The sequence below is a fragment of the Thiolapillus sp. genome, assembly GCF_048562965.1.
Lineage (GTDB): Bacteria > Pseudomonadota > Gammaproteobacteria > Chromatiales > Chromatiaceae > Thiolapillus > Thiolapillus brandeum_A.
Window position 1 is genome coordinate 1 of sequence record NZ_JBHNMF010001058.1, and the last position, 939, is coordinate 939.

At 49.7% G+C, this 939-nt stretch carries 2 protein-coding genes; both read right to left on the reverse strand.

Features of this window, described 5'->3' with window-relative positions:
- Positions 1-773, reverse strand: a 773-nt coding sequence (locus tag ACOCD2_RS22245) for a restriction endonuclease subunit S (RefSeq protein ID WP_294030983.1), incomplete at its 3' end; no start/stop codon positions are given.
- The coding region (locus ACOCD2_RS22250; RefSeq protein WP_295437955.1) for a hypothetical protein at positions 661-939 on the reverse strand (279 nt) is incomplete at its 5' end. The genes ACOCD2_RS22245 and ACOCD2_RS22250, both read right to left, overlap by 113 nt.

The following is a 939-nucleotide window of genomic DNA, read 5'->3' on the forward strand; positions in this document are numbered from 1 at the left end:
GATGTCACTAATCGCTTTCCTTGTATTACATGAGCGTGATTATTAACCCATATTTTTCCTGAGACGTATTGAAGAAATGGAGTGCCATCTGGCTTCTTTACGGAACCATCTTCTCCAATCAATACATAAACACCGTCAAATATATAATCGTCTACATAGTCCATGATGGAAGTGGCTCCATAATAGGGGTATTTCCCTTGCCTAGCCTTCCTTTGGGAGCGAGATAATGGTATTCGCTTTGAATCAAATATGTTTATCATATCTCCCAGAGCTTTATACTCCCACCCCTCCGGAATCATCCCCAACTCACTATCCACCAAGCGATCAGGAAACAAAGCGGCGATTTCTTCAGTCATTCCCTCTGGCTGTTTTCCTTCCATCTTGGCCTTCACCGGATCGAAATCGACGAACCAGGACTTGAAGATGGCACGGGCGATGGATTCGAGGGTTTGGGCCATCTGTCGGTTCAGCTCGATCTTGTCGTCCAGCGAGCCGAGGATGTGGGCGATGGCGCGTTGTTCTGCCTTTGAAGTCGGCAAGCGGATAGCAATATTTTTTAGTGCAGTTCCGGACAATTCTTTGAAAGTCGAACCGCTCGCGTGGCGTTCCAGCTTTGTCTTGTTCACTTTTAGCCAGTAATAAAGGAATTCATGGTCGAATTCAGGCTTGACGATAAGACTTCGAAATCCTTGGTTGGTCGCAATGGGATTGGCTGAAAGCGCGACGTAACCAATAGGCGCCCGCGTCGTAAGTAGAACCGTATTCTTCGGCAGAAGAGTGGCTGAGCAACGGTGGAGCCCCTTCAGTGAAAGGTTCCTGCACTGCCAGCCATGGAGAGCGAAGCGAAGGCTGGTAGACCCCAGTAGCCGCGAGGCCGCACTGTTTTCCCGGCGTGCCTTGCGCCAGAGGGAAAACAAAGTAGGCCTCCGAACGCGGCGT